Consider the following 17,056-nt stretch of genomic DNA (forward strand, 5'->3'; position numbering starts at 1 on the left):
AAGGTGTGTTATTAGTGAAACGTCATTTAAATATAAACTCTATTGCATATTGATTTTTAGGCCGTCTCGCTGCATTATCCGCCCGTCAAAAAATACACTGATACGTAAAATGGATGCATGAAGCGACATTTACAATCTAGATCGCAGCAAATAAATATAAAACTAATGCCGACACAACTATTGACACTGGCATAGGTGATCTAGAGGAAGGCTCGGAAGCAAGATCAGTGCTTAAACTCAATTACGAGGTTCACGTGACAGACTTAATCAATTTGATGAACGATCTCCTTTGGGGATCTATCTTAGTTTACTTACTCGTTGGTGTGGGTATCTACTTCACTGTACGACTAGGCTTCATTCAATTCCGCCATTTCGGCCACATGTTCTCTGTTCTTAAAAACAGCCGTAAAGCAGACAGTGCTGGTATCTCTTCTTTCCAAGCTCTTTGTACTAGTCTAGCTGCTCGTGTTGGTACAGGTAACATGGCAGGTGTTGCTGTGGCACTAACCGCTGGTGGCCCTGGTGCTATCTTCTGGATGTGGCTAATCGCCATGCTAGGTATGGCAACATCGTTTGCAGAAAGCACACTGGCACAGTTATACAAAACTCGTGATAACGACGGTAACTACCGTGGTGGCCCTGCATACTACATGGAGAAAGGCCTAGGTATGCGTTGGATGGGGGTTCTATTCTCTATCTTCCTAATCATCGCATTTGGTCTAGTCTTCAACGCGGTTCAAGCAAACGCAATTGCAAGCGCAATGAATACGGCATTCGATTTTGAGCGCGGCTACGTTGGTGTTGGTATCGTAATTATCTCTGCATTCGTTATCTTCGGTGGTATCCGTAAGATCGCTCGTACTGCAGAAATCATTGTTCCAATCATGGCATTGGCTTACTTAGCTATCGCTATCTACGTAATGTTAATGAACATTGAGAAAGTGCCTGAAGTTCTGGCTCTTATCTTCAAGAGTGCTTTTGGTCTGCAAGAAGCAGCCGCGGGTGGCTTAGGTTACGCGATCGCACAAGCAATGATTAACGGCATCAAACGTGGTTTGTTCTCGAACGAAGCGGGTATGGGTTCTGCGCCAAACGCAGCAGCTTCTGCTACGCCTTACCCACCGCATCCAGCATCGCAAGGTTACGTGCAAATGCTAGGCGTATTCATGGACACAATTGTTATCTGTTCAGCAACAGTAGCAATCATCCTGATGTCTGGTGAATATGTACCACATGGTGAAGTAACGGGTATCGAACTCACGCAACGTGCACTAACGGCACAAGTGGGCGAATGGGGCGGTATCTTTGTAGCGGTAGCGATTTTCTTCTTCGCTTTCACTTCAATCATTGCAAACTACTCGTACGCTGAAACGAACCTTATCTTCCTTGAGCACAACAACAAGAAAGGCCTAGTGCTATTCCGTATCGTTGTTCTGGGTATGGTTATGTTCGGCTCTTTGGCGACATTGCCAACAGTATGGGCACTGGCTGACGTATCGATGGGCCTAATGGCGATTGTAAACTTGGCGGCGATTATCCTGCTATCGGGTATCGTGATTAAGCTAGCGAAAGACTACAACCGTCAATTAGAAGCGGGTAAAGTACCAACGTTCGATGCGGATGATTTCCCAGAGCTTAAGGCTCAATTGGAAGATGGTATTTGGGTTAACAACAAGAAGAAGTAAGCTTGTTGGAGTGATTCATCACTCATCCTAAAATCATTAGAAAGGCTAAGGTTTCGACCTTAGCCTTTTTCTTTGCCTGCGATTTTTTTCTGTTTGCAATTTCTATGTGTCTGCGACCTTTTCTTTGTAAGCAATTCTTCTTTGTAAGCGACTTATAGCTAGATCTGTCTATCAAAGTAATAGGAAGAGTCATAAAGACAAGTTGATGTTTTTTCTATACTCTAGCTGCATCCAGTTAGATAACCGATTAGGGTAAAGTTATGTTAGTTGTCGTTTCTCCAGCCAAGACATTAGATTACGAATCACCATTAGCGACTGAGCGCTTCAGCCAGCCAGAGTTTGTTGAACACTCTGCAGAGCTTATTGAAGAGTGCCGCAAGCTGACACCTGCTGATGTTTCAGCTCTGATGAAAGTAAGCGATAAGATTGCTGGGCTGAACGTAGCGCGCTTTGAGCAATGGAGCGAGACCTTTACCCAAGAGAATGCTCGCCAAGCTATTTTGGCGTTCAAAGGTGACGTCTACACTGGCCTAGATGCTGAAACGTTATCGGACGAAGATTTTGACTACGCACAAAACCACCTGCGTATGCTTTCTGGGTTATATGGCTTGCTTAAGCCGTTAGATCTGATGCAGCCATACCGCCTAGAGATGGGTACACGCTTGGCTAATGCTCGTGGTACTAACTTGTACCAGTTCTGGGGCAACATTATCACAGACAAGCTGAATGAAGCGCTGAATGCTCAAGGCGATAATGTGTTGATCAACCTAGCATCGAACGAATACTTTAAAGCAGTGAAGCCGAAGAGCCTTGATGGTCAAATCATCACGCCAGTTTTTAAAGACTGTAAGAATGGTCAGTACAAGGTGATCAGCTTTTACGCCAAGAAAGCGCGTGGCATGATGGCTCGCTACATCATTGAGAACAAAATCGATTCCGTTGAAGCGCTGACCAAATTTGATACGGCGGGTTACTACTTCGTTGAAGAAGAGTCGAACGCGAAAGAGTTAGTCTTCAAGCGTGAAGAGCAAAACTAGTGGCTCTTGGTTAATTAGTCACTCTTGGTTAACTAGTTACTCTCGGTCTGAGCCTAGAATTAAACTTAGATACCGAGCTATTTAGCCTGACCACAAGCCAAACAATAATAAACCAGACAAAGAAAAGCCCCATACAGAGAACTGCATGGGGCTTTTTATTGAATCATTGAAAGGCGGTTAGATTACTTGTTCTTAACGGCTTTCTTTTTCTTAGCGATTTTCTTTTTCTTAGCAATTTTTTGCTTCGCGACCGCTTTCTTGTCTTCTTTCTTCGGTTTCTTCTTCTTCGTTACCGCGGCTTTCTTATGCGTTGGGCGCATGCCTTCGATGAAGCGTTCTTTGATCGCATCTTCAGTGTAACGAGCCACACGTTCAATCATTAGCTGATCGTGCGCTTCAATGATAGAAACCGCGTTACCTTTCTTACCTGCACGAGCCGTACGGCCGATACGGTGAAGGTAGACATCTGCTGTACGCGGCATGTCGTAGTTAATAACGTGGCTCACATCTGGAAGATCGATACCACGAGCTGCTACGTCAGTTGCTAGCAGTACGTTGATAGAACCATCGCGGAAACGAGAAATCGCGTTGTTACGACGATCTTGAGGCATTTCACCTTGGATCCACACACACGGGATCTGTGCGCTTTCTAGTTGACCTCGTAGCTCACCTAGGCGGTCACGCGTCTTCAAGAAGATGATGCTGCGTTCAGCTTGCTCTGTGATGATATGTTTTAGGATATCAAGCTTGTGCTTAGCTGAATCGGCGCGGTGATACCATTGAGTGATCTTCTTACGTTCACGCAACGATGATTTAGCATCGATCTCTGCTGGATTTTTCAGTAGATCTTCAGTGAAACCTTCAATGCCTTTACCTTCTAGCGTTGCTGAGAACAGTAAAGTTTGTTTACGCCAGCGACACTCTGCAGACAGACGGTCAACAACAGGACCAAAGCCCATGTCTAGCATACGGTCGGCTTCATCCAATACTAGCCACTCAATCGCACGACAATCGAAACGCTCGCCTTCAATGTATTCCATTAAACGACCAGGTGTTGCCACTACGATATCTTGAGTCGTGCTTAAGATATCTGCGTGCTCTTGATACATCACACCGCCCGTGATCGTGAAGATGTTCAGGCTGGTGTATTTAGCAAGCTCACGTGCTTGTTCGGTGATCTGCATTGCTAGTTCACGCGTTGGCGTCAGGATAAGCATACGTGCAGGGCCAGATTTCTTACGTGGGAAATCCAGTAGGTATTGCAGTGCTGGCAATACAAATGATGCTGTTTTACCAGTACCTGTTGGCGCAGAAGCCAAAACGTCTCTTCCATCTAACGCTTGTGGGATTGCTTCAGCTTGTATCTGTGTTGGGCGTTCGTAGCCCATTTCGTCAATTGCTTTAAGCAGCTCTTGGTTTAGATCGAGTTCTGCAAAGGTTCTGATCACTGTTGTTTCTCCACAAGCAATAAATGTTTCTGCCTCAAAAAGCAGACGATAAAAAAGAGTAGTCGGACATTATAGAAGCATTAGTGATTAGGATCACATGGTATTTGCTACATCTTGAGATAAAAATCTTTAGTAAGGGCAATAAATGCCTCGCTATAACCGCCATTGTTATGGATCGTAAGCGATTCACGCTGCAAATCTTGCTCACAAACAGGATCTTTAGACAATTCAAACAGAACTCGAATTGCCGGTTTTCTGTCTGTTGTTTTCACATCAAGGCGCTTTGCTAGGTACCAACCACATTGTTGGGCAAGCTTGATGAAGCCTTCTCCCTCGGTCGTCGGCAGGATAAAACTGGCTGTAGCGGCAGTAGTCGTTATCTCGAAACAACGCTGAGCAAGCTCAAGATGATCCAAACTATCGGTGTGTCTTGCGATAGCTCTTTGGCTTTGCTGTGCCTGCTCTCCAGAGTTGAAGTAAGGCGGATTACAAATTATTGCATCAAATCGTTTCGAGAACTCCGTGGTTAATACGCTGCCATGATGAAGGGAAATACGATCTTGCCATGGCGACTGTTTAATATTGACTGTTGCTGCATCAATGGCGTGCTGATCAATATCGATCGCTGAGATATAGGTGTCTTCAAAACGCTGTGCAGCCATCAAGGCCAGCAACCCTGTTCCTGTCCCTATGTCGAGTACCGATGATTTCGGCGCAAGGTTTGCCCAAGCGCCAAGTAACACGCCATCAGTACTTACGGGCATGCCACTTTGTCCTCCGTAAATAGAGAATTTTTTGAAATTGAAGCTTTTGGTTTCTATTGTTTTATCTGTCATTAATGTTCTGAGTATCGAGATATTTTAAGTGATTAGCTCTAATGTTAACCAGTTGTATGGATCAATGTTCTGGTTGGGTAACTATTGTTGTGCGTTATGGTTAGTTTATAATTATGTCTATTTTTCCATATCCAGTGTAATCCACTGCTTTTTGTTCGCATATGCAAATTTATATGGTGTTTTTTTGTGGTGACTTGCAGCTAGCTAAGTGTTTCGTCATTATGCGCGACTATTTTAAAGATTGATTGGCAGCCTTGAGCTGTAACATTCATGTAAACACAACATAAATTCATAAATATAATTAAGGATTATCTGTGAAACAGAGTCTAAAACTAACAGATATAATGGCATTGGGCTTTATGCTTTTTGCGTTTTTCTTGGGTGCGGGTAACATCATCTTCCCACCTCTAGCTGGCCAATTGGCTGGTGACCACTTTCTTCCAGCGATGTCTGGTTTTCTGCTGACCGCCGTTGGTCTGCCGTTAATCACTATCGTCGCAGTTGCAGTGGCTGGTGGCTCTTGGGGTCATTTAACCAAAGATCTTCCAAAGCGAGCTGCAACCATCATGGCTGTGTTGATCTTTATCATCATCGGCCCTGCATTTGCTGCGCCACGTACCGGCCTTGTTGCTTATGAGATGGCGGTGAAACCGTTCTTCATCGATGCCTCTCAAGCTCACCTAACTCTCTTTTCGATTGCATTTTTTGTAGTAGCGATGTTCTTTTCATGGTCGCAAGGTAAGCTTATCGACGTCATTGGTAAGGTACTTACGCCAGCACTATTCGTTGGTTTAGTTGTACTTGCGGTTGCTGTATTTGTTAACCCACAAGGTGACATTCTTGCGGCTCACGGTGAATACATTACTCAACCACTGACCAAAGGTTTCCTTGAAGGCTACAACACTATGGATACTTTTGCTTCGCTGATGTTTGGTATGTTGATCGTTGATGCGATTCGCAGCAAGGGCATTACTGATCGTGCAGCGACGACTAAGTACCTTATCAGCGCAGGTTGTATTGCCGCGGCTGGTTTAGCGTTTGTTTACATCTCTCTGTTCTTCTTGGGCGCAACAAGCGCAACAGTCGCAGCGGGTGCGGACAATGGCGGCGCTATCTTAAGTCTTTACGTTCAATCACTGTTTGGTCCATCAGGTCAGCTAGTACTTTCAGTGATCGTATTGTTGGCGTGTCTAACAACGGCGATTGGCCTTGTTTCAGCATGTTCTGATTATTTCAGCTCGCTAACGCCTCTGTCTTACAAAACTTGGGTAATCATCAACGGTGTAGCTTGTGCAACCGTTGCGAACGTTGGCCTTTCTCAACTGATTTCTCTGTCTGTTCCAGTACTGTTTGCACTGTACCCAGTCGCTATCGCTCTAGTCGCACTGACGTTCTTGCGTAGCCGTTTCCCTAATCCAAAAGCCGCTTACCGTGTGGTTGTATTAGTGTCGCTTCTGTTTGCTCTTATTGATGGCGCAAAAGTAGCGGGTGTAGATGTATCTGCACTTAAAATGCTGCCACTATTTGAGATCGGTATGGGTTGGTTACTTCCAACTGCTGCAGCAATCATCTGCATGTTCTTTGTTGGTAAAGCAACAGAACAAGAGATGGCTGAAGAGACCGTTTAATCTTCCGTTGAGATTAAATCGTTAGTCCGTATTCAATATAAAGTTGAATAGAAAAGGCCTCATTACTTCGCAGTAATGAGGCCTTTTTGTATCTAATCGATGATGTTCTTTCTGCCTGAAGCGCTTAGCTCTTAGTCCTTAGCTAGTAGCTCTTAGATCTGAACTCTAAGGAAGCAGAACTTATAGCTTTTCGCTGTACTCGACGAGTACTTGTTCAACCCAAGTTGCGATACGTTCGTCGCTGAGTTCGTATTGTGAGTCTTCATCCAGAGCCAAACCAACGAATTGCGATTTGTCTTCTGTCAGGGCTTTAGATGCTTCGAATTCGTAGCTGTCATCATTTGGCCAGAAGCCGACAAACTCAGCGCCTGCGGTTTTCAGTTCATCATGCAATAGACCCATCGCATCTAAGAACCATTCACCGTAGCCCTCTTGATCACCTAGACCAAACAGAGCCACAACCTTGCCTTTCATTGGCGTTGTTGCGATGTCTTCCCACAACTCATTCCAATCTTCTTGAATTTCACCGAAATCCCACGTTGAGATACCCAGCAGTAAAAGGTCGTAGTCCGCCATAAAAGAAAGAGGGGTTTCTTTCACGTTATGGATATCAACTAGGTCTTCACCAATAATGCCGCGAATTTTCTCTGCTGCCATTTCGGTATAGCAGGTGGTTGAGCCGTAAAATAATCCAATTTTCATAGCAAACGTTCGATTTTAATTTCAGATGGCGAATTCTAACCATAAATCGACTTCGATTGCAGCGATTATCCGCTCAAGTCGTAATTTTTATGGCATTCATATTTGCTCTGACATACTCTCAAAACAGTTTCCAATATTGTGAGTAACACTATGCAGTCGCCTCAAGGGCAGAGCGCAGACCACGGTCTCGTTGAGCAGTTTTTAGATGCTATGTGGATGGAGAGGGGATTATCGGAGAATACGCTTGTCTCATATCGTACCGATTTGTCCAAGCTTCTAACGTGGATGGAAAAGAACAACTACCGCCTCGACTTTATTAGCCTTTCGGGTCTACAAGACTATCAAGGTTGGTTAGCCGACGCTGATTTTAAGCAGACTTCCCGTGCTCGCATGTTGTCGGCAATTCGTCGTCTGTTCCAATACTTGCACCGCGAGAAAGTGAGAGGGGATGACCCAAGTGCATTGTTGATCAGCCCTAAACTGCCACAACGCCTACCGAAAGATTTGAGTGAAGAACAAGTTGACGCCTTGCTTGAGTCACCTGATCCCAACGATCCTATTGAGCTTCGTGACAAAGCGATGCTTGAGTTACTCTATGCTACTGGGCTGCGTGTTACTGAACTGGTCAGTTTAACGATGGAAAATATTAGCTTAAGACAAGGCGTGGTTCGTGTTATTGGTAAGGGCGGCAAAGAGCGCTTGGTGCCAATGGGCGAAAATGCCGTGGACTGGATTGAGACTTTTATTGAACAAGGTCGTCCGCAATTACTCGGTGAAAAGAGTTCTGATGTCGTTTTCCCTAGCAAACGCGCCAAGCAAATGACCCGTCAGACGTTCTGGTATCGTATTAAGCATTACTCAGTTATTGCTGGTATAGACACAGAACTATTGTCACCACACGTATTAAGACACGCTTTTGCGACTCATTTACTGAACTATGGTGCAGATCTCAGGGTCGTACAGATGTTGCTTGGGCATAGTGACTTATCGACAACCCAAATTTATACTCACGTGGCGACAGAAAGGCTGAAGCAAATTCACGCGCAGCATCACCCACGTGCTTAAATCCATTTATTTTTAAGGTGAACTTAATGAGCGTATTACGCCGTCTTCCTCTATTAGTGCTTCCTCTCATGATTACTGCATGTAATGCATCAGAAGCGAAAGTAGAACAAACATCAACAGCCGTAGAAGTTGCTCCAGCTCAAGCTATTGATACAGCAGCGTTAACTCAACGTTTTGAAAAAATCGGTATCAAGGTAGAGAAGATCGTCCCTTCAGACATCGATGGCCTATTAGAGATTCAAACTAACAGTGGCATTATCTTTTCTTCTCCAGAGGGCGATCACTTTCTAGCCGGCACTCTTTATTCTTTGGATGATAACGGAAAATTCAGTGACGTTTTGGCTGAGCGTCAAGCTCCGCTTAATGCTGAAAAGGTCGCGGCGATGTCGGATACGGTTATCGAATATAAAGCCGATAACGAAAAGTACGTCGTGACGGTATTTACTGACATTACGTGTGGTTACTGTGTTCGTCTGCATAGCCAAATGCAAGGCTATAACGACCTAGGTATCACCGTTCGCTACATGGCTTACCCACGTCAAGGTGCGACAGGACAAGTTGCCGACCAAATGGCAGCAATCTGGGCATCAGAAGATCCAAAAGCAGCGATGCACAATGCGAAAGTTAATCGTGAAATGCCATCGGCTGGTACTGATCTCACAGAGCAAAAGCAAATTATTGCGAAACAATACCAATTGGGTCGTGAGCTTGGCATCAATGGCACACCTGCTATCGTGCTAGCAAGCGGTGAGTTGGTGAGTGGTTACTTACCGCCAGCACAACTTCTTCAACGTTTAGAGCAATAATATCGTTTCTGTATTGCCAATTTGTCCTCCATGTTTTTGATTTAAGGAGTGGCCTGATTAATATCAGGCCCATTTTATATGATAGAGATCCAACGCCGTCCTGAGGTCGACACTTCAGTCCTACCTGCTCACTTACCTGACTTGTTAAAGCGCATTTATGTGAGTCGCGGAATCGACAGTGCTGACCAACTAGAGACAGCAGCGAAAGGCTTGCACTCTTATCAAAAACTGGGTGGCATTGATGCTGCGGTTGAATTATTGTTCAAAGCCATTCAGCAGCAAAAACGCATCATTATTGTCGGTGATTTTGATGCCGATGGCGCCACCAGTTCTGCACTGTCTGTGCTTGCACTTCGTATGTTAGGCAGTTCCAACGTCGACTATCTCGTCCCAAACCGTTTTGAAGATGGCTATGGCTTGAGCCCTGAGGTGGTTGAGCAGGCGATTGAACTTGGCGCTGAAATGATCATGACCGTGGACAATGGTGTTTCTTCGATTGACGGTGTCCGTTTCGCTAAAGATAAAGGGCTAGACGTTCTGGTTACAGACCATCACTTACCGGGCAATGAACTGCCAATTGCCGATGCGATGGTCAATCCGAACCTAGAAAGCTGCGCTTTTCCTTCGAAAGCCTTGGCGGGTGTTGGTGTCGCTTTCTATCTGATGATGGCACTTTGTGTTCATATGCGTAAATTGAACTGGTTTGCAGAGCGCGGTATGACAGAACCCAAGCTGATGGAACTGATTGACCTTGTGGCACTGGGTACGGTCGCGGATGTGGTTCCACTCGATGAGAATAATCGAATCTTGGTACACCAAGGGCTACAACGTATTCGTGCGGGTAAAGCTCGTCCGGGTATTCAAGCCTTGATTGAAATTGCTAAGCGAGATGCTAAGCGTTTAGTCGCCTCTGATTTTGGTTTTGCGCTTGGTCCACGTATCAATGCTGCAGGCCGATTAGATGACATGTCTTTTGGTGTTGAGCTGCTAATGAGCAATAACATCCATGCCGCGCGTCGAATGGCGAGTGAGTTAGATGGCTTAAACCAAACACGTAAAGAGATCGAAGAGGGCATGAAACAAGAAGCGATGGCTTTTTGTGAGCGCCTTGAATTTGGTAAAGACGATTTGCCTTCTGGCTTGGCGCTTTTCCAACGTGATTGGCACCAGGGTGTGATTGGTATTTTGGCTTCGCGTATCAAAGACAAATACCACCGCCCAGTGATCGCATTTGCTGATGGTGGTGAAGGCAGTATCAAGGGGTCATGTCGTTCGATTCCAGGTTTGCATATGCGCGATGCGCTAGACAGAATCGATACTCAAAATCCTGGCTTGATCTTGAAGTTTGGTGGTCACGCAATGGCTGCCGGCTTAACCATTATGGAAAAAGACTTCGATCGATTCAGCAAGATGTTTGATGACGTTGTGCGTAAAGAGCTCGGTGAGACGGCACTTAAGGGCATTATCTTGTCTGATGGTGAGCTGTTACCTGAAGAGTTCTCAATGCATACCGCTGAGACGTTGCGTTCAGGTGGTCCGTGGGGCCAAGCTTTCCCAGAACCCATCTTTGATGGTGAGTTTAAAGTGCTGCATCAAAAACTAGTAGGTGAAAAACATCTTAAATTGATGCTAGAACCTCTATACAAAGGCCACCCAACCAATGTGATGATTGATGGTATTGCTTTCAATGTTGACTTACGTCGTTGGCCCGATGCATCGGTGAAAACGGTTCATCTTGCATTTAAGCTGGATATCAACGAGTTTCGTGGCAACCAATCGTTGCAGTTGATGGTTGACCATATCGAAGCGAAATAGTTGAAGCCAAATAGCGTTATCGTTCACTGAATGATGTTCATCATTTAGCCCCGAATTCAACAAGCTCTGTTCAAAAACAGGGCTTGTTTTCTTTCTTTCCCTTACAAATTTCACGTGTTTTTTCTGTCTGTCAATTTTATATTCCATTAAGTTGTTGAATCTTGGCTTTCCGCTCTAAAAAATTCTGTATCTCCGTCACACTTTTGAGTACAATTCTTCGGTTAAATTCTACTCATAAATGATGAGCTAAAATGTTTGAAATCAATCCTATTAAAAACCGTCTGCAGGATGTGTCTGAACGCACAAATATCCTGAGGGGGTATCTTTGACTATGACGCTAGAAAAGAGCGTCTAGAAGAAGTAAACGCAGAATTAGAACAACCGGATGTATGGAACGAACCTGAGCGTGCTCAAGCACTAGGTAAAGAACGTTCTGCATTGGAAGCAGTAGTAGAAACGATCGATCAACTTGACCAAGGTGTTGAGGATGTTGAGGGTCTATTAGAGCTTGCGGTTGAAGAAGAAGATCAAGAAACGTTTGACGAAATCGAACCAGAACTGGCAGAGCTAGAAGCTAAGCTAGAAAAACTGGAATTCCGTCGTATGTTTGCTGGCGATCACGACGCATCAGATTGCTACATCGATTTACAGTCAGGCTCGGGCGGTACAGAAGCTCAAGATTGGACTTCAATGATGTTGCGTATGTACTTACGTTGGGCAGATTCGAAAGGCTTCAAGACCGAAGTGATCGAAGTGTCTGATGGTGATGTTGCTGGCCTTAAAGGCGCAACGGTACGTATTTCTGGTGAATACGCTTATGGTTGGTTACGTACAGAGACAGGTGTTCACCGTCTAGTTCGTAAGTCACCATTTGATTCAAGTGGCCGTCGTCATACTTCATTTGCATCTGCGTTTATCTACCCAGAGATTGATGACAACATTACGATCGATATTAATCCTTCTGACTTACGTATTGACGTATACCGTGCCTCTGGTGCTGGTGGTCAACACGTAAACACCACGGAATCGGCGGTACGTATTACTCACGTTCCAACCAACACCGTGGTTCAATGTCAGAATGACCGTTCGCAGCATAAGAACAAAGACCAAGCGATGAAGCAGCTACGTGCTAAGCTTTTTGAACTTGAGATTCAAAAACAAAATGCTGAAAAACAAGCGAGCGAAGAAACGAAATCAGACATCGGTTGGGGCAGTCAAATCCGCTCTTACGTACTGGATGATTCTCGTATCAAAGATTTGCGCACCGGCATCGAAAATCGCAATACTCAAGCGGTTCTTGACGGTGACTTAGACAAGTTTATTGAAGCTAGCCTGAAATCAGGTCTGTAAGCTTTACCAACTATTAAGCTTTACCAATAATATTGGTAAAAATGCCTATATTTTCAAAAATATAGCTGTCCAAATTATAAAAGCAGGGTACATCTCTAATGACTGATGCTGTTCAAAACGAAAACGCACAAGAAGCTTCTTCACCTGAAGAGAACAAACTAATCGCTGAGCGCCGCAGCAAGCTGGATCACATCCGCTTGAACTGCAAAGCGAACGGTCACCCAAATGATTTCCGTCGCGAGCACCTAGCTGGCGATCTTCAAGCGGAATTCGGTGAGAAGACTAAGGAAGAGCTAGAAGAGCTTAACCACATCGTTGCGATCGCTGGTCGTGTTATGGCGAAGCGTGGTCCATTCCTTGCGATTCAAGAAACTTCTGGTCGTATCCAAGCATACGCAGCGAAAGACGTACAAAAAGTACTGAAAGAGAAGTACCAAGGCCTAGATATCGGTGACATCATCGGTGTTAAAGGTGCGCTTCACAAATCTGGTAAAGGTGACCTTTACGTGAACATGGAAGAGTTTGAACTGCTAACGAAAGCACTTCGTCCTCTGCCAGAGAAGTTCCACGGTCTAACTGACCAAGAAATGCGTTACCGTCAGCGTTACGTTGACCTAATCGTGAACGAAGACTCTCGTAACACGTTCATCGTGCGTTCTAAGCTTGTGTCTTCAATCCGTAACTTCATGAGCTCAAAAGGCTACCTAGAAGTTGAAACGCCAATGATGCACGTGATCCCAGGTGGTGCAACAGCACGCCCATTCATCACTCATCACAACGCACTAGACATCGACATGTACCTACGTGTTGCACCTGAGCTTTACCTCAAGCGTCTAGTGGTTGGTGGTTTTGACCGTGTATTCGAGATCAACCGTAACTTCCGTAACGAAGGTCTTTCTCCGCGTCACAACCCAGAATTCACAATGATGGAATTCTACCAAGCGTACTCTGACTACAAAGATCTAATGGATCTAACGGAAGAGATGCTAAGCACAGCAGCGATGGACGTTCTTGGTTCTACTTCTATGCCTTACGGTGACGAAACGGTTGAGTTCGGTGGCACTTACGCTCGCATGAGCATGTTCGATGCAATCAAACACTACACGCCTGAAAATGCAAACATTCAAGCTCTTACTGAAGACGATCTTCAGAACAGAGAATTGATGGTTAAAATTGCAGAAGAAGTGGGTCTGTACGTTGAGAAGTTCTGGACATGTGGTCAGCTTCTTGAAGAGATCTTTGGTGAAACGGCTGAGCCTCAGCTAATTCAACCAACGTTCATCACTGGCTACCCAGCGGATATTTCTCCACTGGCTCGTCGTAGCGACAGCAACCCATTCTTCACAGACCGCTTTGAGTTCTTCATCGGTGGCCGTGAAGTAGCGAACGGTTTCTCTGAGCTTAACGATGCACAAGACCAAGATGAGCGTTTCAAAGCGCAAGTTAACGCGAAAGATGCAGGTGATGATGAAGCAATGTACTACGATGCAGACTACATTACTGCACTAGAGCACGGCCTTCCGCCAACAGCTGGTCAAGGTATTGGTATCGATCGCCTAGCGATGCTATTTACTAACACGCACACTATCCGTGACGTGATCTTGTTCCCGGCAATGCGTCCACAAGCGTAATCTTCGCTGACAGGCCGTAACAGCCGATTCAATTTAAAAGCCACCTTCGGGTGGCTTTTTCTGTTTATAAGTATCCAAAACCTTGCCTATACCGCACTCTTGATTCGAAAAACTATTATTTCTGACATAGTCTTACTATTGAGACATAAAATCTAAGATAGTCTCACTACTATACGTCCTGCGCTGAATACGATCTCGTGGCATTTTGTCGAACGATGAAGCAGTGACTCGTATTGGCCTGATTTAAATAAAAATAGAATAAGGAAGAAGGATGGGAACTCAATTTAAGATGGATTCCTTACCAGGTTCTCTTATCGTCGTTGGTGGTGCGTACGAACCCTGGTTATCAGTGTTAGAGCAAGTGGGGTGGCAATGTACCCAGTGTGCAGATTTACGAAAAGCCGATGCCTTGATTGCTGACATTGGCCCATGCATTGGCATTGTGGATCTTAGTCATGATGAGTTTAGCCTTAACGGTATCGCTAACCTCGTGAGCAACAACAAGCAAGTAAGATGGCTCGCTTTTATTCGTGAGTCACAATTGAGCTCTGATACCATTTGCCAATTTATCGTGAACTTCTGTATCGACTTTTTTACGGCGCCAATCCCAGATGCCCAGTTATTGAGTACCATTGGTCACCAACTGGGTATGCTCAAGCTTGAGCAGAAAGTATGGCCAAACTACGGTATTAACAACAATATGGGCTTGCTTGGCGACTCTGTTGCTGTAAAGCGCTTGAGAGACCAAGTAAAGCGCATTGGGCCGACAGACGTCAGTATCCTGATTTACGGAGAGAGTGGATCAGGCAAAGAGACTGTTGCACGCTCAATTCATCAAAATTCGTCGCGAGCGCAGAAACCGTTTCTAACAGTGAATTGCCGCGCCTTGTCTGAGATGCGAATAGAAGCCGAGGTCTTTGGTATCTCAGCACAGCCAGTAACAGCACCTTGTATGTTGGAAGAAGCCGATGGTGGAACTATCTTACTCAATGATGTATTGGCGATGCCACGTAATCAGCAGCTGAACCTGCTGCGTTTCTTACAAGAAGGTAAAATTGAAACTGCGGATGGTCCTAAACCTGTCGATGTGCGTATTCTGGCCGCGAACTCTTCTGATATCGAAAAGGCATTGATCGAGGGTGATTTCAATGAAGAGCTTTATCATTACATCAATGTTCTACGTATTCACGTTCCGAGCTTGAAAGAGCGAGTGAGTGATATTTCAGTACTGGCTAATCATTTTCTGCGTGAGTATTCAAAAGAGTTTAATGCTCAAGCGAAGAGCTTTTCAGACGATGCTATCCGCTCGATGAATCGTTATCACTGGCCTGGTAATGTGCGTGAGCTGATGAATCAAATTAAGCGTGTCGTGCTGATGTCGGATGCTGTGATCATTGAGGATCAACAACTTGATTTACCAAAGCAGAATGATGAGCGCCGCAGCCTCAAAAGTATCCGTGAGCGTTCAGAGCGAGACGCGTTGCTGATTGTTCTAGAGTCTTATGGCGGTCAAGTATCGTTGGCTGCTAAGGAGCTTGGAGTTTCGCGTGCAACCATGTACCGATTGTTGAATAAACATAGCCTGATTTCTGAAGGTGTTGTTTAGAGATCTCTATTCATTGATTCTATTCGGTTAGTGTCAATCTAAGAGCCACGCATCATGCGTGGCTTTTTTGTTATCCATCGTTACAACTTCTAGTTGATTGTTGATTGGCTGGCAGATTGATCTATTGAACGCTTGGTCTTTAAGATAGATGTTCTGTGATTTTATATAATCATAGTGAATATGTTATATATAAAGTAATATGCAACTGATATTTCAGGTGAATTATTTGTTTTGAAATTGTTAACCAATTATCGGTTGAATAATATACTCACTTGGTTAGACTTTAACCGTGAAAGCAGTGGTTTGACAAAGACTTATTTGCTTTTATTATCTCATTTCTTTTTGGATTTTTTAGTTAGTTTGGAGGCGCAAATGAAACATTTCGATTTTATACAGCATATTTGCGCGTCGTTTGATCCGTGTACTGACATGGTGGCTTCTATGCCACAAACATCAGCCATGGCCGATCGAAACACCCAAGATAAACCTAACTAATAGATCCGTACCCTTATTTGGCTGCGGAAAAATAGCAGCTAAGTGAGAAGCCCTCATACTATCTAGAACGCTATTTTTCCTCAGTTTATTCCACAACTGGAGAGTTATTATGCGTCACTCAGTATATTTAAAACTAGCAACAGTCCTTATCCGTGCAGACCTTCGTCGTGAAGAACGTGAATGGCAACGAAAAGTTCGTCGTAGTTCATACGATCTACCATGGAACAATACTCACTTATTGAGAGATATTGGCCTTGAAGCCGATGGTCGACCAATTGGTTTTTCTGAACCTGAAGTGGTTACGATTGAACGTCGAGTTCGTCACCTTCGTCGAGTCTTAAGCGCGCGAATACCGACGTAATCTTGTGGGGTGATAGCGCCTTTCACCCCTTAAGATGAATATCAGCGATAGTTATGGCGTCAGAAGTGCAAGCTTTTGAACTAGAACTGGCCAAAAAAGAGAAGCACTTGCTTCTCTTTTTGGCTTTTTAAGCCGTTATTTGTGCTTTTTTAAGTCGTTATCTAGTAAAGAAAAAGAGTTCTACTACGCTTTATAGAGCAAGGGAGACTGGCTATGCAAAAGCATCAATTAGACATGTGGTTACATGGAGAGCACAAAGACTCTTATCAAACACCTAAGGTGTACGTTATTGGCTGTTCCGATATCTCGGAATATCTATTAGCAGTGGAATATAAACACAAGCTGGAACCCGTTAAGCAGGACGGAGAACCGCTTCACTTTGGATCTTTGGATCAAGTGAAAGAAGAATTACTCCGACTCGGTTTCGAAAAGGCGTATCTTCGCTTACACAACGCGTATGATGAGTTTGGTAATGAGCCAAGTCAAAGCTACTGTGATATTGAGTTGGCGCTCAAACCTCACTAGAGAACCTTTGTAGTTAGAGATTGATTCTAGTTGCAGATTGTTTGTAACGCACCGATTGTCTGTAAC

The 17,056-nt window shown here is 44.6% G+C and carries 15 protein-coding genes; 12 read left to right on the plus strand and 3 right to left on the minus strand.

Annotated elements, in window-relative coordinates; genetic code table 11:
• The first annotated feature begins 254 nt into the window (after positions 1-254).
• Together BCU75_RS02690 and yaaA are read left to right on the plus strand one after the other, a co-directional pair.
• Positions 255-1,685 carry an alanine/glycine:cation symporter family protein gene (locus tag BCU75_RS02690; RefSeq protein ID WP_102472884.1) on the plus strand — a complete coding sequence of 477 codons (1,431 nt, stop codon included), beginning with the start codon at positions 255-257 and terminating at the stop codon, positions 1,683-1,685.
• Positions 1,686-1,945: 260 nt separating this feature from the next.
• A complete protein-coding gene (yaaA, locus tag BCU75_RS02695) occupies positions 1,946-2,722 on the plus strand; it encodes a peroxide stress protein YaaA (RefSeq protein ID WP_102472859.1) in 777 nt (258 codons plus the stop codon).
• Between the two features lie 182 nt (positions 2,723-2,904).
• Here yaaA and srmB read toward each other — a convergent pair whose 3' ends face one another.
• Together srmB and BCU75_RS02705 are read right to left on the minus strand one after the other, a co-directional pair.
• A complete protein-coding gene (gene srmB, locus BCU75_RS02700) occupies positions 2,905-4,170 on the minus strand; it encodes an ATP-dependent RNA helicase SrmB (protein WP_054547801.1) in 1,266 nt (421 codons plus the stop codon).
• A 107-nt stretch (positions 4,171-4,277) separates the two neighbouring features.
• Positions 4,278-5,006: a tRNA1(Val) (adenine(37)-N6)-methyltransferase gene (locus BCU75_RS02705; protein ID WP_102472860.1), complete on the minus strand. Its 729-nt coding sequence runs from the start codon at positions 5,004-5,006 to the stop codon at positions 4,278-4,280.
• A gap of 314 nt (positions 5,007-5,320) precedes the next feature.
• On the opposite strand from BCU75_RS02705, the gene brnQ reads away from it, so the two are divergent.
• Positions 5,321-6,634 (plus strand): branched-chain amino acid transport system II carrier protein, encoded by a 1,314-nt coding sequence (brnQ, locus tag BCU75_RS02710; protein WP_017077715.1) that lies wholly within the window; start codon positions 5,321-5,323, stop codon positions 6,632-6,634.
• A gap of 180 nt (positions 6,635-6,814) precedes the next feature.
• On the opposite strand, the gene fldB is transcribed toward brnQ, so the two are convergent.
• The gene (fldB, locus tag BCU75_RS02715) at positions 6,815-7,336 is read right to left on the minus strand and encodes a flavodoxin FldB (RefSeq protein ID WP_004735008.1); all 522 of its coding nucleotides are present in this window, start codon (positions 7,334-7,336) and stop codon (positions 6,815-6,817) included.
• A gap of 150 nt (positions 7,337-7,486) precedes the next feature.
• Between fldB and xerD the strand changes: the two genes are divergently transcribed.
• From xerD to BCU75_RS02760, 9 genes are all read left to right on the plus strand, one after another.
• A complete protein-coding gene (gene xerD / locus BCU75_RS02720; protein WP_029224741.1) occupies positions 7,487-8,401 on the plus strand; it encodes a site-specific tyrosine recombinase XerD in 915 nt (304 codons plus the stop codon).
• Between the two features lie 26 nt (positions 8,402-8,427).
• Entirely contained in the window at positions 8,428-9,207 is a 780-nt protein-coding gene (locus BCU75_RS02725; protein ID WP_102472861.1) for a thioredoxin fold domain-containing protein, read from the plus strand.
• Between the two features lie 78 nt (positions 9,208-9,285).
• Positions 9,286-11,022, plus strand: coding sequence for a single-stranded-DNA-specific exonuclease RecJ (gene recJ / locus BCU75_RS02730; RefSeq protein ID WP_102472862.1), 1,737 nt, complete (start codon positions 9,286-9,288; stop codon positions 11,020-11,022).
• Between the two features lie 251 nt (positions 11,023-11,273).
• A protein-coding gene (gene prfB / locus BCU75_RS02735) for a peptide chain release factor 2 (RefSeq protein WP_099426155.1) occupies positions 11,274-12,372 on the plus strand; the annotation gives its coding sequence in 2 pieces (ribosomal slippage) (positions 11,274-11,348 and positions 11,350-12,372; 1,098 coding nt in all).
• 98 nt (positions 12,373-12,470) lie between these two features.
• Positions 12,471-14,003: a lysine--tRNA ligase gene (gene lysS / locus BCU75_RS02740; protein WP_004735013.1), complete on the plus strand. Its 1,533-nt coding sequence runs from the start codon at positions 12,471-12,473 to the stop codon at positions 14,001-14,003.
• A 271-nt stretch (positions 14,004-14,274) separates the two neighbouring features.
• The gene (gene vpsR / locus BCU75_RS02745) at positions 14,275-15,609 is read left to right on the plus strand and encodes a cyclic-di-GMP-binding transcriptional regulator VpsR (protein WP_076673840.1); all 1,335 of its coding nucleotides are present in this window, start codon (positions 14,275-14,277) and stop codon (positions 15,607-15,609) included.
• A 372-nt stretch (positions 15,610-15,981) separates the two neighbouring features.
• Positions 15,982-16,104, plus strand: a complete 123-nt coding sequence (locus BCU75_RS24655) for a hypothetical protein (protein ID WP_277868895.1) — start codon at positions 15,982-15,984, stop codon at positions 16,102-16,104.
• 109 nt (positions 16,105-16,213) lie between these two features.
• Positions 16,214-16,465: a hypothetical protein gene (locus BCU75_RS02755; RefSeq protein ID WP_004735015.1), complete on the plus strand. Its 252-nt coding sequence runs from the start codon at positions 16,214-16,216 to the stop codon at positions 16,463-16,465.
• 213 nt (positions 16,466-16,678) lie between these two features.
• Positions 16,679-16,990, plus strand: a complete 312-nt coding sequence (locus BCU75_RS02760; RefSeq protein ID WP_004735016.1) for a DUF6482 family protein — start codon at positions 16,679-16,681, stop codon at positions 16,988-16,990.
• Positions 16,991-17,056 lie beyond the last annotated feature (66 nt).

The sequence above is a fragment of the Vibrio splendidus genome (assembly GCF_002873455.1).
GTDB classification, from domain to species: domain Bacteria; phylum Pseudomonadota; class Gammaproteobacteria; order Enterobacterales; family Vibrionaceae; genus Vibrio; species Vibrio splendidus_J.